Origin of the sequence: Micromonospora sediminicola (assembly GCF_900089585.1) — a bacterium.
Lineage (GTDB): Bacteria > Actinomycetota > Actinomycetes > Mycobacteriales > Micromonosporaceae > Micromonospora > Micromonospora sediminicola.
Genome location: NZ_FLRH01000003.1, coordinates 3,643,943 through 3,670,487, shown reverse-complemented (window position 1 = coordinate 3,670,487; position 26,545 = coordinate 3,643,943). Strand labels below are relative to the sequence as shown.

The window sequence follows — 26,545 nt, the reverse complement described above, 5'->3', positions numbered from 1 at the left end:
CGGACTCAGGCCGGCCAGGCGTGGCCGATGCCGTCGAGCAGGAGCACCACCCCCTCGGTGGCGGCCTCCCGGTCGCGGGAGATCGCGCGGTACTCCGGCGAGGTGGACCAGCGCTCGAAGTCCTCTCGGTTGTCGAAGGACATGAGGACCACCTTGTCGTGCGACCACTCGCCCTCCACCACCCGGGGGGCGGTGTCGGCGGCGAGCAGGCGGCCGCCGTGGCGGGCCAGCACCGGCAGGAAGGCGGCGACGTACCGGTCGTAGCGCGCCCGGTCGTGAACGGTGAGCTGCGCGAGGGCGTAGACGGTCACCGGGTCAGGCTACCGATCGGTAGACGTCGACGGTGTCCTCCGTGGGGACCGGGTCGACGTCCGCGCGCACCAGCGTCGGATGTCCGAAGTGCTCTGGCCATCATGGCTCTGACCTGCGGATACTGGTCGCAGGGGTCGCGCGTGACGCCGCGCGGCGTGGGGGAAGGTGGACGCGATGATCGACCAGGAGACCCAGCCCGAGGCCGTACCCGAGCAGCCCGGGACGGCGCCGGCGAGCCGGCCGGTGCTCCCGCCCGGCGGCGGGGTGCCGACCGCGGTGTGGCAGGTCCGGGTCCGCACCAAGCTCGACGACCTGTACCAGCAGCTCACCGCGCTGGCGGCGCGTGATCCCGACCGGGCCGCCGCGCTGCGTGCCCAACTGTCCGGGGTGGAGGCGGTGCTCGGCCGCAGCGGCGTGGTCGAGTGGCTGCGCGGCGGCAACCTGGAGTACGCCTGGCAGACCGTCCACTCGGTCGAGCGGGCCATGGTGGAGCTGCGGACCCCGGAGGAGCTGGTCGGCCTGCTGGGCGCGTACCGGGGCGCGGCGGCGCAGTTCCTCGCCGCCGACGACAAGGTGCTCACCGACCTCGACCCGGTGGCCGACGCGGCGACGCCCGCCCTGATCCGGGCGAAGGCCCAGGCGTTGCTGCTGCGCTACCACTCCGTGTCGGACGAGTTCCACGAGTCGGTGCGCCGGCTGCGCAACCGGATGCTCGGGCTGTCCGTGTTCGCGCTGGTCGCGGAGGTCCTGGTGGTGCTGGTGCAGTGGCGCAGCCACGACGTGCGGCTGCTCAAGGCACCGGTCGACGCCGCCGGCGTGCCGGCCTGGCGGTTGCTGTTCTTCGTGCTGATCGCCGGCGCGCTCGGCGCGTTCATCAGCGCCCTGCCCTCGATGATCACGTCCCGGTCCGGCGGGCTGCCCTACAAGCTGCCGTTCCAGCAGGGCCTGTTGAAGCTCGCCATCGGCCCGCTGGTGGCGGTCGTCGGCATCATGCTGGTGATCGGCGGTCTGGTCGAGACGACCGTGAACAGCACCGCCGCGCTGCTCGGGGTGGCCATCGTGTTCGGCGCCGGGCAGCAGGCGGTCACCGCCTTCGCGGACCGCCGGGCGGCCGAGCTGCTGGGGTCGGCGACGAAGGGCTGACCCGCGCGTCGGCCACCCGACCTGGGTAGCCTGAGGCCATGATCTTCATCACCGCCAAGTTCCGGGTCCGCCCGGAGGACGCCGACACCTGGCCGCGGATCGCCGCCGACTTCACCGAGGCGACCCGGGCCGAGCCCGGCTGCCTGTGGTTCGACTGGTCCCGCAGTCTCGACGACCCGACCGAGTACGTGCTGGTCGAGGCGTTCCGCGACGACGCGGCCGGCGCGGCGCACGTGCAGTCGGCGCACTTCCGCGAGGCGCAGCGCACGCTGCCGCCGCACCTGGCCGAGACGCCGCGGATCGTCAACGCGACCGTGCCACAGCAGGACTGGTCCCGCCTGGGCGAGATGGCCGTGCCCGGCGACGAGTGAGCCGCGCCGGTCAGGGGATGCTCAGGCCGTACGCGGCGAGGATCTCCAGAATGGGCTGGTAGTAGCTGGTCCCGCCGCTGGTGCAGTTGCCGCTGCCGCCGGAGAGGATCCCGAGGACCGTGCCGGTGGCGGCCACGTAGAGCGGGCCGCCGCTGTCGCCGGGCTCGGCGCAGATGTTCGTGCGGATCAGCCCGCTGACGCGCCCTCGGCGTAGTTGACGGTCTGGTTCAGCCCGGTCACCGTGCCGCACCGCACGCCGGTGGTGGCGCCGCTGCGGCAGACCGCCTGCCCGACGTACGCGGAGCCGGCGCCGTAGACGGTGACCTGGCCCGGGTGGGTGTACACGGCGCTCGGGTGCGCGACCGTGCCGGTGTAGCGCACCACGCCGTAGTCGTTGCCGGGGAAGCTGCTGCCGGCGCGGCTGCCCAGCACCGTGGTGCGGGCGCTGTCGGCGTACCAGGTGCCGGCGAGGTTCGTGCAGTGCCCGGCGGTGACGAGGTACCACGTGCTGCCGCTGCGCACGTTCGCGCCGAGCGAGCAGCGTCCGCCGCCGCCGTAGATCGCCTGACCGCCGGCGATGAGCGTGCGCAGCCGGCCGGGCTCGTGGCGCAGCACCGCCCCGGCCCGCGCGGCGTCGCGGCGCACGGCGGCCAGCGCGGGCCCGCGTACCGTGTCGTCGACGGTGACGGCCGGGCGGCCGGTGGCGGGGTCGTGCCCCCAGGCGGTGCCGGCGGTCCGGATCGCGGCGAGCGCCCCCGGGTCGGGGTGCGGGGCCGCGGCGGCCCGGGCGGCGGCCGGGGTGGCGGCCAGCAGGGCGGTCAGGACGAGGGCGAGGAGCGTGGGTCGGCGCATCCGGGGCACCTCTCTCATTGTTGTCGGTCGATGCCGTCAAGCATCGACCCCCGGGCCGCATCCGTTCAAGCGCCGGTCGGCGAACGTACAGTGGGGCGGGTTCCGGCCCCACCGTCGACCCGGAAGGTGCACAGTGAACCGACGCATCCGCGCCGCCCTCGGCGTCGCCCTGACCGCCGCGCTCGTCAGCACCGTCGCCCCCACCCCCGCCGCCGCCCACGACCGCCGGCCGACCGTCCTCGCGCTGCCGGACGGCTTCCAGCCGGAGGGCATCGCGGCCGCCGGCCGGTACGCCTACCTCGGCTCGCGGGCCACCGGCGAGATCTACCGCGCCGACCTGGTCACCGGCGCCGGCGCCCGACTCAGCCCGCCCACCGGCACCCCGTCGCTGGGCCTGAAGGTCGACCCCCGGGGCCGGCTCTTCGTGGCCGGCGGCACCGCCGGGGACGCGCGGGTGGTCGACGCCCGGACCGGCGCCGTCCTCGCCCGCTACCAGTTCGCGAGCGCCCCCACGTTCGTCAACGACGTGGTGCTCACCCGGGACGCCGCCTGGTTCACCGACTCGAACCGACCGGTGCTCCACCGGCTGCCGCTGGGGCACGGCGGCGCGCTGCCGCCGGCCGACGGGTTCACCACGCTCGGGCTCACCGGCGACTTCCAGCAGAGCGGCACCGGCGTCAACCTGAACGGCATCGCGCCCACCCCGGACGGGCGGGCGCTGATCGTGGTGCAGTCGAACACCGGCACCCTGTTCCGGGTCGACCCGGCCACCGGCGTCACCACCGCCGTCGACGTGCCGGGGCACCGGTTCGACAACGGTGACGGCCTGCTGCTGCTCGGCCGCACGCTGGTCGTGGTGCAGAACCGGCTCAACCAGGTCGCGCTGGTCGAGCTGAACCGCACCGGCACCGCCGGCACGGTGCGGCGGATCCTGACCGATCCGGACTTCGACGTGCCGACCACGGTCGCCGCCGCCCTGGGCCGGCTCTACCTGCCCAACGCCCGCTTCACCACGCCGCCGACGCCGACCACGCCGTACACGGTGGTCGCGATCGACGGGCGCTGAGCCACCGGCGGCCGCGCCGGTCCGGCGCGGCCGTCCGGCTCAGTCCTCCACCTCGGGGCCGAGCAGCCGGATCTCCTCGATGTCGACGCCGGCCTGGAGCTGCCGTAGCACCGCGTCGTCGATCTGGTTGCTGTTGCGCAGCCGGGTGACCTCCCGCCGCTTGCGGTCCAGCAACTCCAGCTTCAACCTGCGGGTTGCCTCCCGCTCCTCCCCCGTCGCCTCGTCGGGCGGCCGCCGGACGTCGGCGAGGTGGTCCTCGTAGTCCGACCGGAGCCGGTCCACCGTGTCAGACGAGGCGCCCAGCTCGGCCGCGACCTGGGGCAGCGCCTCCAGGGCCGCCTCGGTGGCCCGGATCCGGGCCCACCGCACCTCGTGGTCGCGCTCCCGGTCGCCGACCAGGCCGGCCCAGGTGACGACCGCCGGCAGCGTGGTGCCCTGCACCACCATGATCAGCACGATCACCACCACGGTGACGAAGATGATCAGGTCACGTTCGCGCACCGGGGTCCCGTCGTGCATGGTGACCGGCACGGCCAGCGCCGCGGCGAGGGAGACCGCGCCGCGGAAGCCGGCCCAGCCCGCGGCGGTCCGCATCCGGGCGTCGAAGTGACGGGACCGCCGCGACTCCCGCCGGTCGACGCGCTGCAGCGCGGTCACCGACAGGTGCACCCAGGCCAGCCGGGTGACCACCACGACCAGGGCGACCAGCACCGCGATGCCCAGCGAGGCCATCGGCGAGTGGCTGGTGATGCTGCGCAACGAGCGGGGCACCTGCATGCCGAGCAGCACGAACAGGCTGCCGTTGATCATGAAGGTGGAGAGGTCCCAGAACGCGTACGCGGTGACCCGGGAGCGGGCCCGGATCACCCGGGGACCGGCGTAGGACAGCAGCAGCCCGGAGACGACCACCGCGAGCACCCCGCTGGCGCGTACCGCGTCGGCGAGCAGGAACGCGACGAACGGGGTGAGGATGCTCAGGCCGCCCTCACGCATCGGGTCGTCGACGTGCTTGCGGATCAGCACCACCACCCCGCCGACGAGCAGCCCGGCGGCCACCCCGCCGAGCGACTTGCCGACGAACTCTCCGGTGAGCACCAACGGGCCGGGCACCGTCCCGCCCGCGATCACCCCGACCGTCACCGCGAACAGGACCAGCGCCGTTCCGTCGTTGACCAGGCTCTCCGCGCGCAGCGTGGTGAGGATGCCGCGCGGCATCCGCTTGGCCAGGCCGGCGACGGCGGCGGCGTCGGTGGGCGCCAGCACCGCGCCGAGCACCCAGGCGGCGGCCGGCTCGACACCCAGGGCCTGCGCCACGTACGCGACCGCGACCATCGTGATGATCACCAGCGCGACGGCCAGCCCCACGATCACCGCGAGGTTGGCCCGGATCTCCCGGAGGCTGGTCACCAGGCTCTCCCGGTAGAGGATCGCCGGGAGGAACAGCACCAGCACGACCTCGGGCTCGAGGACCACGTTGTCGAACGGCGGCAGCAGCCCGAGCAGCGCGCCCATGGAGATGAGCAGCACGGGCGGGGCGACGCTGTAGCGGCCGCCGATGGTCGTGCCGACGAGCACGGTGACGCCGAGCACCGTGATCAGCACGAGTGCGTCCACGCCGTACCCCCGTCACCGTCCGCCGGGTCCACCGTGCCGCACGAGGCGGGTCCGGCGGGGCGGAACGGGCCGATCGCTACTCGAAGCGGGCGGGGTCGCCGGCGCCGCGGCGCAGGATCTCCGGCTCCGGGCCGGACAGGTCGACCACGGTGGTGGGTTCGAGCCCGCAGTCGCCGGCGTCGACCACGGCGTCGACCAGGTGGTCGAGCCGCTCCTTGATCTCCCAGCCCTGGGTCATCGGCTCCTCCTCACCGGGCAGCAGCAGGGTGCTGGAGAGCAGCGGCTCACCCAGTTCGGCGAGCAGCGCCTGGGTCACCGTGTGCCTCGGCACGCGAGCCCCGACCACCCGTCGGCGCGGGTCCTGCAAGCGGCGGGGCACCTCCGCGGTCGCCGGCAGGATGAACGTGTAGCTGCCCGGGATGACGGACTTCACCTGCCGGAAGACGGCGTTGCTGAGCTTGACGAACTGGCCGAGCTGGGCGAAGTCGGCGCAGACCAGCGTGAACGGGTGCCGGTCGTCGAGCCGCCGGATCTCCCGGATCCGCTCCACGCCGGCCCGGTTGTCGAGCCGGCAGCCCAACGCGTAGCAGGAGTCGGTCGGGTAGACGATCACCCCGTCGTCGCGCAGCAGGCTCACCACCTGCCGGATCACCCGGGGTTGGGGATTGTCCGGATGCAGGTCGTAGTACCTCGCCACGCCGGCCAGCCTATGCCCGTGGCGGGCCGGGCGCAGGTTTGCCGGGGGCCGGTTCCGGAAACAGGTGGGGGCCGTTCACGACAGGGGGGACCGAACATGTCCGAAGCCAGCACAGACCGCGTCACCGACCGTCCCGACGAGGTGACCGATCCGTTGCTGTGGGATCTGGCCACCGCGGTGGCCGACGCGCACCAGCCCGACGCGGAGCGGGTGTGCGCCAGCCCGAGCTGCGCCGGCGCCGCGTGGCCCTGCGCCGCCTGGGACGCCGCGCAGCTCGGCCTGACCGCCGCCCGCACGCCGCGGTCGGCCGTCGCGCCCGGGCCGCGCCGCACCGGCGGCGGCGAGCAGCCGGGCATCGCCCCGGCGCCGGTGTCCGGTATGGACCGGCTCGCCGCGACCGCCGCCTGAGCGCCGCAACTCGCAAAAGCCGCGCACCGCCCTCCGCCGCCGCATCGGGTACGGCGGAGGGTGGTGCCGTGCTGTTCCCGTCGCCCCTGGTCAGAGGCGTTTCGGAGGTCCACCGGGGGGCGTCGGGGATGGTCGAGAGAGCGCTCTCTTCGGTAACGAGACATTGACGGACGCGTAACCGGAACCTAATCTCGCTTCTCAAGAGAGCGCTCTCTCGACCATCGGACCACCACCCGTACCCCGCCTTCTCCTCTGAAGGGGACCTCCATGACACTCCCCCTGCGGGACTTCTCCCCCGGCGCCGCACCGCTGCCGGAACCGGTTCCGTCCCCCGCCCGCCGACGCCCCCGTCGTGTGGTCGCCCTCGCCGCCGTGTCCGTGCTCGCGGCCGGACTGCTCGGCGTCGTGGTCGGCGGTGGCGGCACCGCCGCCGCCGGCACCGTCGGCGCGGGCAGCTACACCGAGACGCTGCCGCCCGGCGCCGTGCTGCCCAAGGGCTGCGGCACCGTCAGCACCAACCCGCGGATCTTCGCCACCGCGGACGCCCCGGCCGGCGCGATCCCCACCAACGACTGGTGGTCGTCGCTGATCTGGAAGCGCAACAACTGCGGCGGCAGCGAGAACCTCCAGGCCCACCCGCTGGCGTTCAAGGCCGAGAACAACGGGCTCGGGCTGTCGTACACCACCACGCCGGCGATCAGCGGCACCGCCACCGGGGTCGGCGAGTTCCACTACCCGTACACCGAGGACGTCCGGGTCGGGGTGGCCGGCCTCGCCGCGCCCGTGGTCAAGGCCGCCGACTGGACCGACTGGACGGTCACCGCCGACTGGAGCGACGGCAACCGGAGCATGCGGGCCACCATCGGCCACGGGCTGCCGTTCAGCTACTACACCGTCACCGGCGGCGGCGCCGCGCAGCTCACCGCCACCGCGACGCCGACGGTCTGGCGCAACTCCGGGGCCACCATCGGCTTCACCGTCAACGGCCACGACTACGTCGCGTACGCGCCGACCGGCGCGACCTGGACCGTCAACGGCGCCGGCATCAGCTCGACGCTCGCCGGCAAGGGCTATTTCTCCGTGGCCGTGCTGCCCGGCGGCGCGGACAAAGCCGCCCTCGCCGACGAGTACGGCAGGTACGCCCACGCGCACGTCACCGGCACCCGGATGAGCTACGCGTACGACCAGTCCGCCGGCACGGTGCGCACCACGTACGCGTTCACCACCACGCCCCGCGAGGGCACCGAGACGAAGACGGTGGTGGCGCTCTACCCGCACCAGTGGCGCAGCCTCACCGGCGCCACCCCGATCACCGGCACGTACGTCTCCGCGCGCGGCGCCATGCGGGTGCTGGTCGGGGTGCCGTCCTTCACCACCTCGATGCGCTACACCGGCGTGCTGCCGGAGGTGCCGGCGGTGGGTGACGCGACGGGCGCGGACCTGACCACCGTCACCAACTACCTCAACGCCGAACTGGCCAACCCGGAGGGGATCAGCGGACGCGACACCTACTGGGCCGGCAAGGGCCTCGGCCGGGCCGCCCGGATCGCCGAGATCGCCGACCAGCTCGGCCTCACCGCCGTCCGCGACGCGGCGGTGACCGCCATGAAGGCGCGGCTGACCAACTGGCTCACCGCGAGCTCCGGCGAGACCGGCCAGCTGTTCTACTACGACCGCAACTGGGGCACGCTCATCGGCTACCCCGCCTCGTACGGCTCCGACGAGGACCTCAACGACCACCACTTCCACTACGGCTACTTCGTCGCCGCCGCGGCCACGGTCGCCAAGTTCGACCCGGGCTGGGCCGACGACACCCGCTACGGCGGCATGGTGGACCTGCTCATCCGCGACGCCAACAACTACGACCGCGCCGACAACCGGTTCCCCTACCTGCGGGACTTCGACATCTACGCCGGCCACGACTGGGCCTCCGGCCTGGCGCCGTTCTTCGCCGGCAACAACCAGGAGTCCTCCTCGGAGGGCATGAACTTCGCCAACGCGCTCATCCAGTGGGGTCAGGCCACCGGGAACACCGCCGTCCGTGACGCCGGCGTCTACCTGTGGACCACCCAGTCGGCGGCCATCTCCGAGTACTGGTTCGACGTGCACGACGAGAACTTCCCGGCCGCCTTCGGCCACAAGACCGTCGGCATGGTGTGGGGCGACGGCGGCGCGTACGCCACCTGGTTCTCCTCGGCGCCGGAGATGATCCAGGGCATCAACATGCTGCCGATCACCGGCGGTCACCTCTACCTCGGCGACCACCCGGAGTACGTCAAGGCCAACTACGCGGAGCTGCTCGCCAACAAGAACGGCCCGCCGACGGTGTGGCAGGACATCATCTGGGAGTTCCTGGCCCTCGGCGACGGCGAGCAGGCGTTGCGCAACTTCCGGGCCAACAGCACCTTCGCCAGCGAGGAGGGCGAGAGCAAGGCGCACACGTTCCACTGGATCCGCAACCTCGCCGCGCTCGGCACGGTGGACACCTCGGTCACCGCGAACCACCCGCTGGCGAAGGTGTTCCGCACGGGCACCGAGCGCACGTACGTGGCGTCGAACATCACCGCGGCGCCGCTGACGGTCACGTTCTCCGACGGCACCACGCTGGCGGTGCCGGCCGGGAAGACCGTCACCTCCGGGGCGTACACCTGGAGCGGGGGCAGCGCCACCGGCGGCGTGACGGTGCCGACCGGTCCCCCGCCGACGTCGACGCCGACCCCGACGCCCAGCACCCCCACGCCGACGCCGACCACCCCGAGCCCGACGCCGACCACCCCGAGCCCGACGCCGACGACCCCGCCGCCGGCGCTGGAGCCGACCCGCTACCTGGGCTCCGGCGGGGCACTGGGCGACGCCGCCGGCCCGGCCGGCACGGTCACGGTGGCCGCGGCCAACGGCAACCACGACGGCGCGCCGGCCAACGCGCAGGTCTTCACCGCCACCGGGCTGACCGGCACGTACACCGGCGGGAACACGGCGTTCGACCTGGCCGTCGACGCGGGCACCGCGGTCGGCAACGGGGTCCAGGCCCGGGTCTCCTACGACCTCACCGGCGACGGCAGCTTCGACCGGGTGGAGACCTACCGGTACTACGCCACCGACCCGGTCACCGGCGTGGAGCACTACCGGCAGACGCAGGGCCTCACCTCGGCCACCGGCACGCTGGGCGACCTGTCCGGCGGCACGGTCCGGATCGAGGTGTGGAACGCCATCGGCTCCGGGCCCACCACGCTCGGCATCGGTGACGCGTCCCGCCTGGTGCTGCCGTACGCCGGGAGCACCGCCACCACGACGCCGCCGGCGTCGGGCGGATTCACCGCGGAACGTCACCTGGTCGGCCCGGCCGGCCTGGCCGGCGCGGCCGGCGCGTCGGCCACGGTGACCGTCCCGGCGACGGGCGGGGAACCGCTGCGGTTCACCGCCTCCGGTCTGACCGCCCGCTACACCGGCCAGGCGACCCGGTTCGACCTGCTGCTGGACGCGGGCACGACGGTCGGCAACGGCACCCACGTCCGGGTCTCCTACGACCTGACCGGCGACGGCACCGCCGACCGGGTGGAGACGTACCAGTACTTCGCCACCGACCCGGTGTCCGGGTGGGAGCACTACACCCAGGCCCGGGGGTTGCTCTCCGGCGTCGGGACGCTCGGTGACCTGGCCGGCGGCACGGTGACCGTGGAGGTGTGGAACGCCATCGGCGCCGGCGCCACCACACTGGGCACCGGGGACCGCTCGACGGTCACCCTGCCCTACACCGCCTGACCGGCTCCGGCGCCCCGGCCCTCACCGGCCGGGGCGCCGGCCTCACGGCCAGCGGGTGGCGGTCGACGCGAACAGCTCCGGGTCGCTGGCCACCGGGATCACGCAGACCAGGTGACCCCCCGGCGCCCGCAGCACGTGGCAGTCCTGCCACCGGGAGACCGGGATGGCGCCCAACCCCCGCAACCGCTCGACCTCGGCCGGCACGTCGTCGGTCTCGATGTCGAGGTGGTGGCGGGGCGCGTCGTCCACCGCCTGCACGGCGGTGACCAGACCCGGCACCACGTCGGCCAGGCCGGTGAACTCGGGCTCGCTCGGGTGGGTGCGGACGTCGGCGCCGAGCGCGGCGGACCAGAACGCGGTGACCTCCCCCGCGGACTTCTGGGGCGCGTCGATGATCAGGGCGTACAGCCGGGATCGATGCATCGCCCGAGCCTAACCACGACCGCTCCCGCCGGCAGCCCCGGTTCCGGGTCGCGGAGGCGGCAGACTGGGGCGGTGACGGGAATTCGGGATCTGCTCGGGGTGGACCTGCCGGTGGTGGCGGCGCCGATGGCCGGCGGGCCGTCCACCACCCGGCTCGCGACGGCGGTGGGTACGGCCGGCGGCTTCGCCTTCCTCGCCGCCGGCTACCGCACCCCCGAGGCGGTGGCGGCGGAGATCGCCGAGTTGCGGGCCGGCGGCCACCCGTTCGGGGTGAACGTCTTCGTGCCCACCCCGGTGCCGGTCACGGAGGCGGAGTTCCGCCGCTACGCGGACCGGATCGCGCCCGAGGGCGCGCCCTACGGCCTGGACCTCGCGACGGCCGACCGGGTCGCCGACGACGACCACTGGGACGGCAAGCTCGACCTGCTGCGCCGCGAACCGGTGCCGGTGGTCAGCTTCACGTTCGGCCCACCGCCGGCAGCCGTGGTCCGGGACCTGCGCCGGGCCGGCAGCCGGGTGCTGGTCACCGTGACCGGGCCGGAGGAGGCGGCGGCCGCTGCCGACCTCGGGGTGGACGGGCTGGTGGCGCAGAGCGGGGCGGCCGGCGGCCACCTCGGCACGTTCACCCCGGCGGCCCCACCCGCGCCGCGTCCGCTGCCGGACCTGGTCCGGCAGGTGGCCGGACGCACCGGGCTGCCGGTCCTCGCCGCGGGCGGGGTGGGCGGCGGGCGGGACGTCGCCGACGCGCTCGCCGCCGGCGCGGTCGGGGTGCTGGTCGGCACGCTGTTGCTGCTGGCGGACGAGAGCGGCACCGGGCGGACCCACCGGGACGCGCTCGGCGACCCGGCCCGGGACCGGACCGTGGTCACCCGCGCGTTCACCGGCCGTCCCGCGCGGGCGCTGCGCAACCGCTTCGTCGAGCGGCACGACGCGGCGGCCCCGCTCGGCTATCCGGCGCTGCACCACCTGACCCGGCCGTTGCGGGTCGCCGCCGCCGGGGCCGGTGACGCCGACCGGTTGCACCTGTGGGCCGGCACCGGCTGGCGCGGCGCCCGGGCGGCGCCGGTCGCCGACCTGGTCGCGGAGCTGACCCGCCCGCTCTGAAGCCGGCCGTCGGGCCCCGGCCGGCCCCGCCGTCAGGCCCGGAGCCGCGCGCGCAGCCAGGCCGGGTCGGGGTTCACCACGGCCTGGTCCGGCAGCACCACCGTCGGGACGGTCTCGTCGCCGCCGGTGACCGCCCGGACCGCCGCCGCTGCCTCCGGGTCACGCCAGATGTCCACCCAGTGCGCCCGCCCGGCGTGCCGGCCCAGTCGCAGGCGCAACCGGAGGCAGTAGGTGCAGCCGGGACGCCAGTAGACGACCGGGCGGCCGTCGCGCGCGCTGCGCCGGCGCGCCTCGGCCGCGCTCAGCGACCGGGGGAAGGCCAGCGGCGAGAAAAGCGCGGCCAGGACGGCGAAGCCCGCGAAGCCCAGCACGGACGACGCCACGCCCTCCTGGGCGACGCCCACCAGCACGCCGACGACGAGCATCAGCCCGGCGAGCCACCAGCTGCGCCCCATCAGGCGGTCACCTCGGCCAGCAGCTCCAGCAGGTGTCGGTACGGCTGCCCGGTGGCCCGGGCCAGGCCGATCTCGCAGGTGCGGTTCACCGAGGCGTACCCGTCGAAGGGGCGCGCGGTGACGGCGGCGGCCTCGGCCCGGGTGGCCGACGCGGTCAGCTCCGGGTGCAGCAGGCCCCGGTCGCCGGCGAAGCCGCAGCACTGCCAGCCATCCGGGACCACCACCTCGTCGGCGATCGCGCGGGCCACCGTGAGCAGCGCGTCGTCCAGGCCGAGCCGGGTGGACGAGCAGGTCGGGTGCAGCGCGAGCGAGCCGAGCCGCCGGCGTACGGTCAGTCGCGGCAGCAGCGTGGCGGCGGTGTAGGAGACGGCGTCGACCACCCGCAGGTCACCGGCGTCGGCGAGCAGCCGGTCGAAGCCCTCGGTGCAGGAGGCGGCGTCGCTGACCACCGGCAGCGCCCCGTCGCGGCTGGCCGCGCGCAGCACCGGCGGGACCCGGTCGCGCACCGCGCGGTAGCCGTCGGTGAGGCCCTTGGACGACCAGGGCGTGCCGCAGCAGAGGTCGCCGATCCCGTCCGGCACGAGCAGGCGGACGCCGGCCCGGTCGGCGAGCGTGAGCAGCGCGGCGGCCACGCCGACGCCGCCCTCGGCCGGGGCGAACAGCGTGCCGAGGCAGGACGGCACGAAGACGGCGTCCGGGTCGTCCGCCGGGTGGGCCTGGCGGGGCGTGCCGCCGCGCGGCAGGTCCCGCCGCCACTGCGGCACCCGGTCCGCGCCGAGCACGGCGCGGGCGGCCCGGGTGGCCGCCTCGGGCAGCGCGGGCGGCAGCGCGCCGGCCAGGTCCAGCCCCCGGGCCATGCCCCGGGTGGTGGCGTCCCAGCGTCGGGCCGCGCCCCGCCAGCCGGTGCGCGTGGCCCGCCCGTGCTCCTCGGCGCGCAGCCGCTTGACCAGGTCACCCGTGTTGATCAGGACCGGGCAGGCGGTGGCGCACATGCCGTCCACGGCGCAGGTCTGCACCGCGTCGTAGTCGTACGCGTCGGTCAGCTCCCGGGCCAGCGCCCGGTCGCCGGCGGCCTCGGCGGCGGCGATCTCGCGGCGCAGCACGATCCGCTGCCGGGGCGTGGTGGTGAGGTCGCGGCTGGGGCAGACCGGCTCGCAGTAGCCGCACTCGACGCACCGGTCCACCTCCTCCTCCACCGTCGGCACGGTCTTCAGGTGCCGCAGGTGGATTTCCGGGTCGTCGCTGAGCAGCACGCCGGGGTTGAGCACGCCGTCCGGGTCGCAGAGCGTCTTCACCTGCCGCATCACGTCGTACAGCTCGTCGCCGAACTGGCGGCGCACGTAGGGGGCCATCACCCGGCCGGTGCCGTGCTCGGCCTTCAGCGTGCCGCCGTGGCCGAGGACCAGGTCGACCATCTCCTCGGTGAAGTCGGCGTAGCGGGTGGGGGCCGCGCCGTCGGCGAACCGCTCGTTGAGCATGAAGTGCAGGTTGCCGTCCTTGGCGTGGCCGAAGATCACGCTGTCGGCGTAGCGGTGCCGGTCGAACAGCTCGGCCAACGCCGCGCAGGTGCCCGCGAGGGCCTCGACCGGCACGGCGACGTCCTCCAGCAGCGCGGTGGTGCCGGACGGGCGGGCGCCGGCCACCGCGGCGTAGAGACCCTTGCGGATGTGCCAGAGCGCGGCGCGGGCGGCGGGTTCCCCGCTGAGCCGGGCCGGCGCGGTCAACGGCAGCCCGGCCAGCACCGGCTCGGCGGCGGCGACCCGCCCGGCCAGCGCGTCCGGGTCGGACTCCTGCCACTCGACCAGCAGCGCGGCGTGCCCGCGCACGGCCAGGCCGCGCAGCGCGGCGTCCGCCTTCGGGTCCCGCTGGGCGACCCGCAGGGCGGCGGCGTCGAGCAGCTCGACCGCCGCCGGCCCGGCGGCCACCAGCTCCGGCATGGCGGCCGTCGCCGCGCCGAGCGAGTCGAAGACCAGCAGACCGGTCGCGGCGTGCCGGTGCACCGGTACGGTGCGGAACGTCGCCGACGCGACGAACGCGAGCGTGCCCTCACTGCCGACCACCAGCCGGGTGAGCAGGTCGACCGGGTCGTCGTGGTCGAGGAACGCGTTCACGCCGTACCCCATGGTGTTCTTCATGGCGTACTGGGCGCGGACCCGGCGCACCGAGTCGGGGTTGCCGCGCACCCGGTCGCGCAACCGCAGCAGCCCGGCGTGCAGGTCCGGCTCGGCGGCGCGCAGCCGGGCGTCGGCGTCCGCGCCGCCGGTGTCCAGCACGGTGCCGCTGGGCAGCACCAGCACCAGCGACTCCAGCGTCCGGTAGGTGTTGAACTCGGTGCCGCAGGTCATGCCGCTGGAGTTGTTGGCGACCACGCCGCCGACGGTGCACGCGGACTCGCTGGCCGGGTCCGGGCCGAGCTTGCGGCCGTACGGCGCGAGCCGCGCGTTGACCTGGCGCAGCACCACGCCGGGCTGCACCCGGACCCGCCGCCCGTCGTCGAGCACGGTCAGGTCGCGGAAGTGTCGGCGGACGTCGACCAGCAGCCGGTCGGTGACCGCCTGGCCGCTGAGGCTGGTGCCGCCGGAGCGGAAGGTCAGCGGGACGCCGCCGCGCCGGCTCTGCGCGAGCAGCGCGGCGACCTGGCCGGCGTCGGTCGGGGTGACCACCGCGCCGGGGTGCAGCAGGTAGTGCGACGCGTCGTGGGCCAGCCGCAGCCGGTCCGCCGCCCGGGTCGCCACCCCGCCGGGCACCACCGACTCCAGCCCGGCCCGGATCTCCGCGCTCAGCTCCATGATCACCGCACCTCCCCCGCCCACCCTAGTCACCGGCGGGGACGGCCCGGCGGCGCGCCGGTCAGCCGCCCGCCCCGGCGTACGACCGCAGCGCCCGCCGCCACGCCCCGGTGGCCACCACCACCGCGCCGGCGGCCACCGCCACCGCGACCGGCAGCATCCGGGCGTCGAGCCGGCCCAGCAGGGCCGCACCCGGGTACGTGGTGAGGAACGCGACCGGGACGACGGTGAGCAGCGTGCGGGCCGGGTCGCGGTAGAGGTCGACCGGGAAGCGGGACAGCTCGACGAAGGCGAACGAGACCCGGTCCAGGTCCTCCGCCGCCACCAGCACCACGGTCGCCGCCATCAGCAGCACGGTCAGCGCGTACAGCAGCACCGCGGCGCAGCCCAACAGCAGCAGGAAGGCGGCCAGCCGGCCCGGCGAGACCCCGCGCCCGGACAGCACCACGCCCACCGTGACGAGCACCAGGCCCAGCGCCGGGTCGAGCAGGTTGGTCACCCGCACCCGTCCGAGGCTCACCAGCAGTTGGGCATCGAACGGCTTGGTGAGCAGGAAGTCGAGGGTGCCGCGGCGGACGTGGTCGCTCATCAGTTCCAGGTTGGGTTGCAGCAGCGTCTGGCGCAGGCCGTTGAGCGTGAAGAACAGGCCGATGACGACCAGCACCTCGCCGTGCGTCCAACCGGCCACGGACCCGGCGAAGCGGAAGTAGACCGAGGCCCCGGCCACGGCCCACACCATCCAGAACGCGCTCAACGCGGCGGCGGAGAGGAACTGCAACCGGTACTCCAGGTCGGCGGCGACCGCCGCGCGCCAGCAGATCCGCAGCACCCGCAGCTGCCGGCGGATCACCCGGCCACCGCCTGGTGCCGGCGTACGGCCCGACGCCAGCCGATCCGGTAGAGCAGCGCGAACACCCCGAGCCAGCCGAGACCGACGGCGAAGCCGAGCGCGGTCTCACCACCGTCCAGCCGGCCGGTCACCAGCTCCACCGGGAAGCCCATCATGCTGCGGAAGGGCAGCACCACCGCGGCGGTGCGCAGCCACGGCGGCAGCAGCTCCAGCGGGGCGACCCAGCCGGAGGCGAACGAGCCGAGCCCCCACCAGAGCAACCACACGTTCGCGGTCTGGGTGCTCCAGAAGCCGAGCAACGCGAACGTGGACGCGGTCAGCAGACCCAACGCGTACGCCAGCGCCGCCGCGGCCGCGACGGCGGCCAGTCGGGCCGGGGTGACCGGGTAGTCCAGGTCGGGGCTGAGCACCGCGGCCAGCGCCAGGGCCGGCGCGAGCGCCACCAGGATCACCAGGCGCTGCCCGAGGTCGGCGGCGGCGTACTGGTGGAACGGGTGCAGCGGGCGCAGCAGCCGCAGCGACAGGTCGCCGCTGCGCAGGTCGGCGTCCCACTGCCAGACGACGTGGTCGCCGGAGAGGTTCGCCATCAGCGTCGCGGCCGCGTAGTAGGCGAGGAAGTCGGCGCTGGTCCAGCCGGCCGGCGGGCCGGCCTCGGCGACCACGGTCAGCCAGACCGCCATCATGAGCAGCGGGAAGAAGCCGGTGAGCACGCGCAGCACCAGCCGGCCCCGGTAGGTGACGGCCACCAGCGTGCCGCCGCGCGCCAGCGCCCGGTAGGCGGTGAGGGTGTCACGCACCGGCGAAGACCGCCCGGATGATCTCCTCGACCGGTGGGTCCCCGATCGCCACGTCGTCGACCGGCAGGGTGGCCAGCAGCCGGGCGGCGACCGCCGCCGTCTCGGCCCGGGGCACCGCCAGCGTGACGACCGCGCCGTCGACGTCGACCGGCTCGCCGAGCCCGGCCCAGGCGCCGGCGGGGGCGGGCTCGCGCAGCGTGACCCGGACCAGCCGGTGCGGCGAGTGCGCCTCGACCAGCGCGGCGAGGTCGCCGTCGAACCGCAGGGCGCCCCGGTCGATGACCAGCACCCGGCGGGCCAGCGCGGTCACGTCGCCCATGTAGTGGCTGGTCAGCAGCACGGTCGCGCCGTGGCGGGCGTTGTAGTCGCGGAGGAAGGCACGGACCGCGGCCTGCCCGTTGACGTCGAGGCCGAGAGTCGGCTCGTCGAGGAAGAGCACGTCCGGGCGGTGCAGCAACGCCCCGGCCAGCTCGCAGCGCATCCGCTCGCCGAGGCTCAGCACGCGCACCTGCCGACCGAGCAGCGGGGCGAGGCCGAGCAGGTCGACCAGCTCGTCGAGCGCGGCCCGGTACGGTCCCTCGGCGAGGCCGTAGACCGCCCGGTTGACCTCGAACGCGTCGGCCGCCGGCAGGTCCCAGAACAGCCCGTTGCGCTGGCCCATCACCAGCGAGACGCGGCGCAGGAAGGCCGGCTCCCGGCGGTGCGGGGTGTGCCCCAGCACCCGGACCGTGCCGGCGCTGGGGTGCAGCAGGCCGGTGAGGCACTTCAGCGTGGTGGTCTTGCCGGCGCCGTTGGGGCCGAGGAAGCCGACCACCTCACCGGCGGGGATGGTGAAGCCGACCCCGTCGACCGCGCGGACGGTGACGTGCTCGCGACGGACCAGGGAGCGCAGCGACGCGGCCAGGCCGGGCTGCCGCCGGTGCACCCGGAAGTGCTTGGCGAGGTCGCGCACCTCGATCATCGTCCGACCCTAACCACACGGCGGGCCCGGACGACATCGATTTTCCTCAGCCGTCGTCGAGCTGCGCCAGCACCCGCCGCTGGAACGCGCGGGCCGCCGCGCCGGACGGGGGCGGGCCGCCCCGGCGGGCGGCGACGCAGGCCCGGATCAGCGGCGCGTCCGGGTCGTCGGCCGCCACCCGCAGGCCGGCGTCGACCTTGCCCAGCCAGACGCCGTCGCGGCAGCGCACCAGCGCGCGGCAGGCCCCGAGCACGGCGTCCTCGGCCCCGGGTGCGGGCGCGTCGCCGGGCGGGGTGGGCAGCGCCAGCCACCAGCGCAGCGCGTCGACCAGCAGCGCCCGCAGCACGGTCGGCGCCGGGTCGGCGAAGACCTCGGCGGCGGGCGGGCCGAGCAGGGTCAGGCCGGACTGGCGCAGGATGCTGCGGTCGAGCGCGTACCAGAACCGCCCGTCGGCGGCGGGCCGGTCGGCCGGGTCGTAGGTGGCCCGGAACGGCATGGTGGCCCCGGTGTTCAGCTCCACCTCGAAGCCGGGCTCCGGGGTGCCGGAGGCGGCCACGTCGCGGCGGTAGACGACCAGCTCCAGGCCGCGCGCCGGGCAGGGCAGCGCCTCGTGCCGCAGCCGGTCCACCAGCGCCCGCCGGGCGGCCCCGGCGGGCGACGCGGCGACCAGCAGCGCCACGTCCACGTCGCTGCGGCCCGGCTGGTAGGCGCCCAATCCGACCGAACCGGCCGCGTACGCCCCGACCAGGTCGTCGCCGAGCACGTCCCGGGAGCGCCGCACCAGGTCGGCGAGGTAGTCGCGTACGTCGTCGCGCATGCCCGCATCCTGCCGGGCGCGTCCGGCCCGGCGCCGGCCGGGTCAGTCCAGCGGGTCGGGGCAGCAGACCGTCAATCCGCCCGGTACCACCGTGACCTTCAGCCGTTTCGCCGTGCCCCGCGCGCCGCCGTCCAGCTCGTACGTCTTCGGCGCGGCGAACCGGACCCGGATCTTGCGGCCCCGGGTGATCCGCACGAACGGTGAGTCGTCGGAGCGGCCGGCGGCCATCCGGCCCAACGTGCGCGCCCAGTCCACGGCGCCGCTGGCGGTGGCGACGCCGACCTCGAGCACCCCGTCGTCGGGCCGGGCGTCGTCGAAGGCCGGAATGCCGCCGGTGATGGTGCCGACGTTGCCGAACAGCACGCAGCTCGCCTCGCCGTCGAACCAGTCCGAGCCGTCGACCCGGATCCGGGTGCGGACGCACTCGCCGCGCACGTGCCGCAACGCGGTCCAGACGTACGCGACCCGGCCGAACCGGCCCTTGAGCTTGCGGTCGGCGTCGCGGATCAGGTCGCCGTCGAAGCCGGCGCCGGCCATCACCGCGAAGTGCTCCCCGTTGAGCCGGCCCAGGTCCAGCCGGCGCCGCCGGCCGTGCAGCGCGATGCGCACCGCCTCCGGCAGGTCGGCGGGGATACCGAGGTTGGCGGCGAAGAGGTTGGCGGTGCCGGCGGGCAGGATGCCCATCGGCACGCCGGTGCCGGCCAGCGTGTCGGCGCACCGCTGCACCATGCCGTCCCCGCCCCAGACCAGCACCAGGTCGGCGCCCTCGTCGAGCGCCGCGCGGACCCGCTTCGGGGCCTTACGGCTCTTCGGCACCTCGTGCCAGATCAGCCGCTCGACGCCGGCGGTGGCCAGCCGGGCGCGCAGCTCGTCGAGGCCGCCGCCGAACGTCTTCTTCCGGTGGGCGACGACCGCCACCACGCCGGCGGGGGCGGCCACGGTGTCGGTGTCGGCGCGGTCCGCCGTGCTCGTACTCATGCCGACGGTGGTACCCGGACGGCCCGCGTGCCACGCCTGTCGGTGGGGGCCGCGCCCGAAACCGATCAGCGGCATGCTGTGCCCGGACCGCCACGTTCGGTAGAGTTCGGGCAGTGACCGGCGTCGCTGCACGCCGGGTCCCGGGGGGTGCGGGGATGACGCGACGGGTCGGGCCGCCGGCACGCTGGGCGCTGCGCCTCGGCCTGCTGCTCGGCGGCGTCGTCGCGGTCTGGGCGGCGCACGAGGTCGCCGCCGCCGGCGCCGCCCACGCCGCCGAGCGCCCACCATCCGCGTCGCCGCCCGGCGTCGTCCGGTTGCTCACCGGCGCGCTGGGTCCGGTGCTGGGCGTGTCACCGTCCGGATTCGACGAGGTCCGGGCGACCGTTCCGGAGGCACCGCCACCGGCGCCCGGGACGCCACCGCCGCCGACGGCTCGGACCACGCCGCCCGCGGTCCGGTCGGCGGTCGACCGACCGGCGCGTGCCCGTCCGGTGCGCGGGGCGCCGCGCCCGCGGGTGGACCCGGCGGCGGCGGCCCCGGCGCGCGACCGGGTGCGCGCCCCGACCACCGGCACTCCGCGCCCGGGCACCGAACCCGCGCCGGACCAGGTGCTCGCCCCCGTCGCGGACGCCCTGCGCCCGGTCACCGAGCCGGCGCGGGCCCGCGTGCTCACCCCGGTCGCGGACGCGTTGCGGCCGGTCACCGACCCGGTGGCGGCGGACGTGCTCACGCCGGTCGCCGGCGCGCTCGCCCCCGTGGTCCGCCCGCTGCGCCCGGTCCTCGGTCCGGTGCGGCGTGTGCTGGAGCCGGTGCTGCGACCGCTGGACCCGGTACTCGCCCCGCTCCACCCGATCACCGACCTGCTCGATCCCCCCGCGCCGTCGGCGCCCGCGCCCCCGCCCACCGCTCCCGGGGCGCCCGGGGCACCGGGGGCACGACCACCGGACGCCGCCGCGCCGGCCGGCACGGCGACGGCTCCGGCCCGCCGGGCTCCCGGAGCCGGGGGCGTCGGGCCGGTGGCCGTCCGGGTCGCGGCGCCGGCCGCTGCTCCCGGCGGCGCGACCGTCGTCATGGTTCCGGCCCGCGCCGCGGCGGCGACCGTCGCCCGGCCCGGTCCGGTCGACCTCGCGCCGGCACCGGTCGTGCCGCTGCCGCCGGACGGCGCGGTGCACCCCCGCGGCGCCGGGCACGGCGACCCGGCGGACGCCGACGCCGCCGCCTGGGCCTGCCCGCCCTTGGCAGACCCGTTCGGACATCCGGCCGCCGACCGCCTGCCGGCGTCCCGTTCGTCGCGTCCGGGCACCCGCCCGGCCTGACCGGCGCGCACCGGCAGCACCCTCGATCCGGTGACCGGGCGTGCGCGCCCGGGGCCGCGCGACCGCGCGCGGCGGCGCCGTCGACCACCGTCCGGCGCCCGGCATCCTTCCTCGATCACACTGGTGACCAGGAGTTCCACCATGACCGGAGCAATGCCCGTCATCCGGGCCAGATGGTGCGACGTCGGCCGGATCGCCGACCTCGTCGCCGAGGCCCTCTCCCCCACCGCCCTGGCGGCGTGGCTCGTCCCCGACGCGCCGCGCCGCTCCGCCGTCCTCGCCGCCGTGGCGCGGATCTGGACCGAACACGCGTTGCTCTTCGGCGACGCGTTCCTGCTGCCCGACGGCACCGCCGCCACGGTGTGGTTCCACCGCTACCGCCCGATCCCCCCGCCCCGCCGGTACGTCGACCGCCTCGGCGCGGTCGCCGGCCCGGACGTGGACCGGTTCCGCCGGCTCGACGACGAGCTGGCCGCGCGACGGCCGGTCGAGCCGCACAACCACCTGGCGCTGCTCGCCGCGCCCGGTGGTGGGGCGGCGGAGGCGCTCGCCGGCGCGCAACGCCGGATGGACACGCTGAGCCTGCCCACGTACGCGCAGGTGGACGACGAGCCGTACGGGTCGCTGCTGCGCCGGCTCGGCTATCTCGACCGGGGGATCTTCCCGGCGCCGGACGGCACCGAACTGCGGTCGATGTGGCGGCCGGCACCGGCGCATCCGGGCGGCAACGACCGCTGGCCGGTACGCCGGATCGGCCGGCGGGGGCGCAACGGCCGCGCGGCGGGATGGGCGACGCACTGACCGGCGGACCGGGTCGGGGCGGCGCCGTGCCGCCCCGACCCGCGCGGCCCGGCGCCGTACCGCACGGGGCCGCGCCGTGCGGCGCCGTGCCGCCCGGCGCGCGGCCCGCGACGGGCCGCCGCCACACCGGTCGACGCCCGCAGGCCGGTGCCGTCGGCGCAGCTCGGTTAGCCTGCGAGCCGGGCAGGGACACGATTCGGCCGATCAGTTCGGAGGTGTCGCGTGCGGCACAACGGAGAGGTCCGGGGACCTGGCGGCGCCACACCGGCCCGGCCGAGACGCCGACGACGGCGGGTGGCGGTCTTCCTGGCGATCTGCACGTTGCTGGCCGGGTGCGGCCTGGTCGCCGGCGGTTACTACTTCGACAGCGTCCCCACGCCCACCGACCTGAAGCTGCCGGAGTCGACCACCGTCTTCTACGCCGACGGGCGCACGCCGATGGCGAAGCTCGGTGCGCAGAACCGCACCATCGTCCCGTACGACGAGATGAACGACTCGGCCAAGCAGGCCATCGTCGCGGCCGAGGACCGCACGTTCTGGACCAACCAGGGCATTGACGTCAAGGGCGTGCTCCGGGCGGCCTGGGCCAACGTCACCGGCGGGCAGCGGCAGGGCGCCTCCACCCTCACCCAGCAGTACGCGCGGGTCGCCGCGGACCTGCGGGGGGTGACCTACTCGCGGAAGCTGCGCGAGGCCGTGATCGCCTGGAAGCTCGACGACACGTACAGCAAGGAGGAGATCCTCGGCTTCTACCTGAACACGGTGCCGTTCGGCCGGGGCGCGTACGGGATCGAGGCGGCCGCGCAGACGTTCTTCGGCAAGACCGTGCGCCGGGACGCGCCGGCGGCGCAGCAGCTCACCCAGGCCGAGGCGATGGTGTTGTGCGCGATGGTGAAGCAGCCGGAGGCGGACCCGGCCGATCCGCAGGGCGCGCCGGGCTACGACCCGGCCCGCAACGCGACCGCGAAACAGAACTCGATCGACCGGTGGAACTACATCCGGGACGGCATGGTGAAGCTGGGCTACCTCACGCCGCGGCAGGCGGCGGATCTCGCGTACCCGGACACGGTGCGCCCGGTCGACCCGGACGCCGGCCGGTCGGACCTGGACCGACCGACCGGCCTGGTGGTCAACCACGTGCTGGCCGAGCTGCGGCGGACGGAGCCGTTCCGGGGCAAGCCGGACGAGGTGATCCGTGACGGCGGCTACCGGATCGTCACCACCGTCGACAAGCGGGTGCAGGACGCGGCGGAGGCGTCGGCGGACATCCGCCGGGACAGCGCGCCGGAGGCGGTGCGGGGGCAGCCGAAGAACTGGCAGGCGGCGCTGGTGGCGGTGGAGCCGGGCACCGGACGGGTGCTCGGCTACTACGGCGGTGACCGGGGCTCCGGCGCCGACTACGCGGGCTGGTACTACGACGAGAAGGGCCAGGCGCGCGGGTTCGGCCAGCACCCGCCGGGCTCCTCGTTCAAGGTCTACGACCTGGCCGCCGCCGTGCGCGACGGCATCTCGGTGAAGCAGCGGTTCGACTCGCCGGACACCAAGGAGTTCCCCGCCTCGGGTCGCACCCGGGGCAGCGCGGCCGGGCCGATCCGCAACGCCGAGCACGCGCCCTGCCAGCCGGACTGCGCGCTCTGGGAGGCCACCGTCGCCTCGCTGAACGTCACCTACTTCGAGCTGACCGAGAAGCTGGGCACCGCCCGGGTGATCGACATGGCCCGGCGGGCCGGCGTCGAGTCGATGTGGGAGACCGTGCGCGGCAACCCGCAGCCGCAGCGCGTCGACCTGCGCGGCGACCCGGCCGACCAGGTGGCGAAGCGGTTCTCCACCGAGGTCGGCATCGGCCAGTACGGCGTCACGGTGCAGGACCACGCCAACGGGATGGCCACCTTCGCTGCCGGCGGCAAGCGGGCCGACGCCCACTTCGTCCGCTCGGTGACCAAGGGCGACGAGGAGGTGTGGACGGAGCAGGTGCGCCAGACCGACCTCGGCCTGGACCGGGAGGCGATCGATCAGCTCGACTGGACGTTACGTCGGGTCCGGGCGGCCCGACTGGACAACGGGTGGGACTCCGCCGGCAAGACCGGCACCTGGCAGGCGGGGCAGAGCACCACGCAGAACGTGCACACCTGGATGGTCGGCTGGACCGGCGCGCTGGCCTCGGCCGTCTGGCTGGGCACCACCGACGGCAAGCCGTTGCGGACCCGGGGCGGCAGTTACGAGGTGTACGGCTCGACCGGGGCCGCGCCGATCTGGCGGCAGTTCATGTCCCGGGCCACCGAGGCGATGAAGCTCGACCCGGACCGGTACCGGTTCCGGGAGCCGAGCTTCCCGGGGGACGCGCCGGAGCCCTCCCCGTCGACGCCGGCCCCGACCACCTCCGCGCCGAGCCCGTCGGCGTCGGCGTCGGCGACGCCCCGCCCGACGCCGTCGAGTCCGAGCCCGCGCCCGACCGGCCGGCCGACCGTGCGTCCGACGTCGTCGCCGTCGCCGTCGCCGACCGGATCGCCGACGCGCAGCCGGGGACCGCGCTGACCCCGGGGGACGATCGAACCTATGTGCGCCATCCGCACACCACGGCAAAAGCCGTATGACGCCTTCGCATCCATCCACTGCGGACGATATTCGGCCTGATCAGGGGCTATTGAAGATCATGGCTTCCTGAATTCCGGCCGACGGCCGGGTGTCCGGCGGAAGTCGGTTGCCCCGGTCACCCATTGATCCCGGCTCCGGCGGCGTGTGATCGTGCACCCACGAGTCGTCGACCCCCGGCGACCCGGACGGTCGATCTGTCGACCCGGAGCCACGCCGGCAGCTCCGGTGACCGACCGTCACCCCGCCTCGCATCACCGCGCCGCCCGTCCCCACCGGGCTCCGTGCTGCGCGCCTCAGAACAGGAGCGAACCCTCGTGAAGCTCTCACCTCGCCTCGCCGCGCTCTCCGGCGCGGTCGCGGCCGGCGTGATCGCCGCCGGCACCGCCGCGGCCGTGCAGGCCGCCCCACCGGGCCCCGCCGCCCCCAACCCGGCGCAGGCCCGCGCGGCCGCCGCCGACTCGGCCCGCGCGCTGGTCGCGAACCGCCCCGCCTACCTCCAGGCCGGTTCCGACGACGCGTTCGTCCAGAAGCCGGTCATCTCCTCCGAGGGCACCCAGTACGTGCCCTACGAGCGCACCTACAAGGGCCTGCCGGTGGTCGGCGGCGACTTCGTGCTGGCCACCGACGCCGCCGGCAACCTGAAGTACGCCTCCGTCGCCCAGCAGCGGCCCATCGGCGCCCTCGTCACCACCCCCACGCTGACCCCGGCCGCGGGCGCGAAGAAGGCGCGCGCCCAGCTCCGGACCGTCAGCTCGGTCGAGGGCACCGCACTCGTCGTCTACACGCTCGGCGCCAGCCCGACGCTGGCCTGGGAGACCACCGTGCGCGGCACGGACGCCGAGGGCCCGAGCCGACTCACCGTCGACGTCGACGCCCGCACCGGGGCGGTGCTGCGCACGCAGGAGCACATCGTGCACGGCACCGGCACCGGCGCCTGGAACGGCCCGAGCCCGCTCACGCTCAACACCACCCAGTCCGGCGGCACCTACTCCATGAAGGACCCGACCGTCACGAACCTGAGCTGCCAGGACGCGGCGAACAACACCACGTTCAGCGGCTCCGACGACGCCTGGGGCAACGGCACCGCCACCAACAAGGAGACCGGCTGCGTCGACGCGCTCTTCGCCGCGCAGACCGAGCACAAGATGCTCAGCCAGTGGCTGGGCCGCAACGGCGCCGACGGCAACGGCGGCTACTGGCCGATCCGGGTGGGCCTGAACGACCAGAACGCCTACTACGACGGCACCCAGGTGCAGATCGGCAAGAACACCGCCGGTCAGTGGATCGGCTCGCTCGACGTGGTGGCGCACGAGATCGGCCACGGCATCGACGACCACACCCCGGGCGGCATCTCCGGCGGCGGCACCCAGGAGTTCGTGGCGGACACGTTCGGCGCGGCCACCGAGTGGTTCGCCAACGAGCCGTCCAGCTACGACGCGCCGGACTTCCTGGTCGGCGAGAAGATCAATCTGGTCGGCTCCGGCCCGATCCGCAACATGTACAACCCGTCCGCGCTCGGCGACCCGAACTGCTACTCCAGCAGCGTCCCGGGCGGCGAGGTGCACGCCTCCGCCGGCCCCGGCAACCACTGGTTCTACCTGCTGGCCAACGGCAGCAGCCCGACCAACGGGCAGCCGACCAGTTCGACCTGCAACGGCAGCAGCGTGACCGGTCTGGGGATCCAGAAGGCCATCAAGATCATGTACAACGCGATGCTGCTGAAGACCTCGTCCTCGTCGTACCTGAAGTACCGCACCTGGACGCTGCAGGCGGCGAAGAACCTCTACCCGGGCAGCTGCGCCGAGTTCGACACGGTCAAGGCGGCCTGGAACGCGGTCAGCGTGCCGGCCCAGTCCGGTGACCCGACGTGCGCCGGCGGCACCCCGACGCCCACGCCGACCACCACGACCACCCCGCCGTCGGGCGGCTGCTCCGGCAACAAGCTGGCCAACCCCGGCTTCGAGTCGGGCGCCGTGAACTGGACCGCCTCGTCCGGCGTCATCACCACGGACAGCGGCCAGGCCGCGCACGGCGGCTCGTACAAGGCCTGGCTCGACGGCTACGGCTCGTCGCACACCGACACCCTGAGCCAGTCGGTGACCGTTCCGGCCGGCTGCCGCGCGACGCTGAGCTTCTGGCTGCACATCGACAGCGCGGAGTCGACCACGACCACCGCGTACGACAAGCTCACCGTCAAGGCCGGCAGCACCACGCTGGCGACCTACTCGAACCTGAACAAGGCCACCGGCTACGTGCAGCGGTCCTTCGACGTCTCGTCGCTGGCCGGCACCACGGCGACCATCTCGTTCAGCGGCGTGGAGGACAGCTCCCTGCAGACGTCCTTCGTCGTCGACGACACCGCGGTCACCCTGAGCTGACCGTAGGGCGAGCGGCCGGTCGTCGTCCTCCGGGCGGCCGGCCGCTTCGTCGCGTC

23 protein-coding genes are annotated in these 26,545 nt (G+C 75.0%); 10 read left to right on the top strand and 13 right to left on the bottom strand.

The genetic code is table 11. The features are described from left to right. Nucleotides 1-5: 5 nt before the first annotated feature. Nucleotides 6-311, bottom strand: coding sequence for a DUF1330 domain-containing protein (locus GA0070622_RS17470; RefSeq protein WP_091574280.1), 306 nt, complete (start codon nt 309-311; stop codon nt 6-8). 175 nt (nt 312-486) lie between these two features. On the opposite strand from GA0070622_RS17470, the gene GA0070622_RS17465 reads away from it, so the two are divergent. Further along, a complete protein-coding gene (locus tag GA0070622_RS17465; protein ID WP_091574279.1) occupies nt 487-1,455 on the top strand; it encodes a hypothetical protein in 969 nt (322 codons plus the stop codon). Nucleotides 1,456-1,493: 38 nt separating this feature from the next. After that, the gene (locus tag GA0070622_RS17460) at nt 1,494-1,826 is read left to right on the top strand and encodes a putative quinol monooxygenase (RefSeq protein ID WP_091574278.1); all 333 of its coding nucleotides are present in this window, start codon (nt 1,494-1,496) and stop codon (nt 1,824-1,826) included. Between the two features lie 10 nt (nt 1,827-1,836). Here the strand turns inward: GA0070622_RS17460 and GA0070622_RS33715 are convergent, their stop codons facing one another. After that, nucleotides 1,837-1,962: a hypothetical protein gene (locus GA0070622_RS33715; RefSeq protein WP_425412770.1), complete on the bottom strand. Its 126-nt coding sequence runs from the start codon at nt 1,960-1,962 to the stop codon at nt 1,837-1,839. A 50-nt stretch (nt 1,963-2,012) separates the two neighbouring features. Next, complete coding sequence (locus GA0070622_RS17455; RefSeq protein WP_425412769.1) at nt 2,013-2,678, bottom strand: S1 family peptidase; 666 nt, start codon at nt 2,676-2,678, stop codon at nt 2,013-2,015. Between the two features lie 133 nt (nt 2,679-2,811). Here GA0070622_RS17455 and GA0070622_RS17450 point away from each other — a divergent pair, with 133 nt between their 5' ends. After that, nucleotides 2,812-3,744, top strand: a complete 933-nt coding sequence (locus GA0070622_RS17450; RefSeq protein ID WP_091574277.1) for an NHL repeat-containing protein — start codon at nt 2,812-2,814, stop codon at nt 3,742-3,744. 39 nt (nt 3,745-3,783) lie between these two features. On the opposite strand, the gene GA0070622_RS17445 is transcribed toward GA0070622_RS17450, so the two are convergent. Together GA0070622_RS17445 and GA0070622_RS17440 are read right to left on the bottom strand one after the other, a co-directional pair. Then, nucleotides 3,784-5,358: a Na+/H+ antiporter gene (locus tag GA0070622_RS17445; protein ID WP_176710504.1), complete on the bottom strand. Its 1,575-nt coding sequence runs from the start codon at nt 5,356-5,358 to the stop codon at nt 3,784-3,786. 76 nt (nt 5,359-5,434) lie between these two features. After that, entirely contained in the window at nt 5,435-6,055 is a 621-nt protein-coding gene (locus GA0070622_RS17440) for an L-threonylcarbamoyladenylate synthase (RefSeq protein WP_091574276.1), read from the bottom strand. A gap of 96 nt (nt 6,056-6,151) precedes the next feature. On the opposite strand from GA0070622_RS17440, the gene GA0070622_RS17435 reads away from it, so the two are divergent. Beyond that, entirely contained in the window at nt 6,152-6,463 is a 312-nt protein-coding gene (locus GA0070622_RS17435) for a hypothetical protein (protein WP_091574275.1), read from the top strand. A 267-nt stretch (nt 6,464-6,730) separates the two neighbouring features. Continuing rightward, nucleotides 6,731-10,225, top strand: coding sequence for a glycosyl hydrolase (locus GA0070622_RS17430; protein ID WP_245666381.1), 3,495 nt, complete (start codon nt 6,731-6,733; stop codon nt 10,223-10,225). A 42-nt stretch (nt 10,226-10,267) separates the two neighbouring features. Here GA0070622_RS17430 and GA0070622_RS17425 read toward each other — a convergent pair whose 3' ends face one another. Next, complete coding sequence (locus GA0070622_RS17425; RefSeq protein WP_091574274.1) at nt 10,268-10,648, bottom strand: VOC family protein; 381 nt, start codon at nt 10,646-10,648, stop codon at nt 10,268-10,270. A 72-nt stretch (nt 10,649-10,720) separates the two neighbouring features. On the opposite strand from GA0070622_RS17425, the gene GA0070622_RS17420 reads away from it, so the two are divergent. After that, a complete protein-coding gene (locus GA0070622_RS17420; protein WP_245666380.1) occupies nt 10,721-11,752 on the top strand; it encodes a nitronate monooxygenase in 1,032 nt (343 codons plus the stop codon). 32 nt (nt 11,753-11,784) lie between these two features. On the opposite strand, the gene GA0070622_RS17415 is transcribed toward GA0070622_RS17420, so the two are convergent. From GA0070622_RS17415 to GA0070622_RS17385, 7 genes are all read right to left on the bottom strand, one after another. Next, nucleotides 11,785-12,207: a glutaredoxin family protein gene (locus GA0070622_RS17415; protein ID WP_091574272.1), complete on the bottom strand. Its 423-nt coding sequence runs from the start codon at nt 12,205-12,207 to the stop codon at nt 11,785-11,787. Beyond that, the gene (locus GA0070622_RS17410) at nt 12,207-14,996 is read right to left on the bottom strand and encodes an FAD-binding and (Fe-S)-binding domain-containing protein (RefSeq protein ID WP_245666379.1); all 2,790 of its coding nucleotides are present in this window, start codon (nt 14,994-14,996) and stop codon (nt 12,207-12,209) included. The genes GA0070622_RS17415 and GA0070622_RS17410 overlap by 1 nt, the downstream gene beginning before the upstream one ends. 61 nt (nt 14,997-15,057) lie before the next feature. Beyond that, nucleotides 15,058-15,846, bottom strand: coding sequence for an ABC transporter permease (locus GA0070622_RS17405; protein ID WP_091574271.1), 789 nt, complete (start codon nt 15,844-15,846; stop codon nt 15,058-15,060). Next, nucleotides 15,843-16,643 (bottom strand): ABC transporter permease, encoded by an 801-nt coding sequence (locus GA0070622_RS17400; protein ID WP_091574270.1) that lies wholly within the window; start codon nt 16,641-16,643, stop codon nt 15,843-15,845. The genes GA0070622_RS17405 and GA0070622_RS17400 overlap by 4 nt, the downstream gene beginning before the upstream one ends. Next, nucleotides 16,636-17,604 (bottom strand): ABC transporter ATP-binding protein, encoded by a 969-nt coding sequence (locus GA0070622_RS17395; RefSeq protein ID WP_091574269.1) that lies wholly within the window; start codon nt 17,602-17,604, stop codon nt 16,636-16,638. The genes GA0070622_RS17400 and GA0070622_RS17395 overlap by 8 nt, the downstream gene beginning before the upstream one ends. A gap of 46 nt (nt 17,605-17,650) precedes the next feature. Then, on the bottom strand, nt 17,651-18,421 hold the full coding sequence (locus GA0070622_RS17390; protein WP_091574268.1) for a nucleotidyltransferase: 771 nt from the start codon (nt 18,419-18,421) through the stop codon (nt 17,651-17,653). 42 nt (nt 18,422-18,463) lie between these two features. Further along, nucleotides 18,464-19,399 (bottom strand): diacylglycerol/lipid kinase family protein, encoded by a 936-nt coding sequence (locus GA0070622_RS17385; protein WP_091577585.1) that lies wholly within the window; start codon nt 19,397-19,399, stop codon nt 18,464-18,466. A gap of 155 nt (nt 19,400-19,554) precedes the next feature. Here GA0070622_RS17385 and GA0070622_RS17380 point away from each other — a divergent pair, with 155 nt between their 5' ends. From GA0070622_RS17380 to GA0070622_RS17365, 4 genes are all read left to right on the top strand, one after another. Next, nucleotides 19,555-20,715, top strand: a complete 1,161-nt coding sequence (locus GA0070622_RS17380) for a hypothetical protein (RefSeq protein WP_091574267.1) — start codon at nt 19,555-19,557, stop codon at nt 20,713-20,715. A gap of 141 nt (nt 20,716-20,856) precedes the next feature. Beyond that, nucleotides 20,857-21,516: a hypothetical protein gene (locus GA0070622_RS17375; protein WP_091574266.1), complete on the top strand. Its 660-nt coding sequence runs from the start codon at nt 20,857-20,859 to the stop codon at nt 21,514-21,516. Between the two features lie 294 nt (nt 21,517-21,810). Further along, nucleotides 21,811-24,051 (top strand): transglycosylase domain-containing protein, encoded by a 2,241-nt coding sequence (locus tag GA0070622_RS17370; RefSeq protein ID WP_245666378.1) that lies wholly within the window; start codon nt 21,811-21,813, stop codon nt 24,049-24,051. Between the two features lie 374 nt (nt 24,052-24,425). Continuing rightward, the gene (locus tag GA0070622_RS17365; RefSeq protein WP_091574264.1) at nt 24,426-26,489 is read left to right on the top strand and encodes a M4 family metallopeptidase; all 2,064 of its coding nucleotides are present in this window, start codon (nt 24,426-24,428) and stop codon (nt 26,487-26,489) included. The last annotated feature ends 56 nt before the right edge of the window (nt 26,490-26,545 follow it).